Annotated in this window: 1 pseudogene; it reads right to left on the bottom strand. The window is 67.2% G+C overall.

Annotated features, from left to right (window positions below):
* A pseudogene (locus JGS39_RS13055) lies at window positions 1-204 on the bottom strand (helix-turn-helix domain-containing protein); the annotation flags it as partial.
* Window positions 205-293: the final 89 nt, after the last annotated feature.

The following is a 293-nucleotide window of genomic DNA, read 5'->3' as shown; positions in this document are numbered from 1 at the left end:
GGGCAGTGACTGGATGTGGACGGCGAGGCCGATCGCGATGAGCGAGAGCTCGTGGTGCTGGGCGAGATGGTTGCCGATGATCACGAAGCCGGAGACGTGGCGGACGTTGACGTGGATGACGCCGGAAGTCGGCGTGACGTCGGGAAGGGTGCCGGGGGAGCCGGGCTGGGCGCACGGGGGCGCGATAACCTGCGGGGTATCCATCGGGAAGCGTTCTCTTCCTCGTGGTCAGGCCCCCGGTTGAGATTGTCAGTCTCGGCGGGGGCCGTCTCAGTTCTGTGGTTGTCGCGGCG

The sequence above is a fragment of the Streptomyces poriferorum genome (assembly GCF_019399235.1).
Lineage (GTDB): Bacteria > Actinomycetota > Actinomycetes > Streptomycetales > Streptomycetaceae > Streptomyces > Streptomyces poriferorum.
Note: the sequence above shows the minus strand (reverse complement) of the source record. Positions and strands in the feature narration are given on the sequence as shown.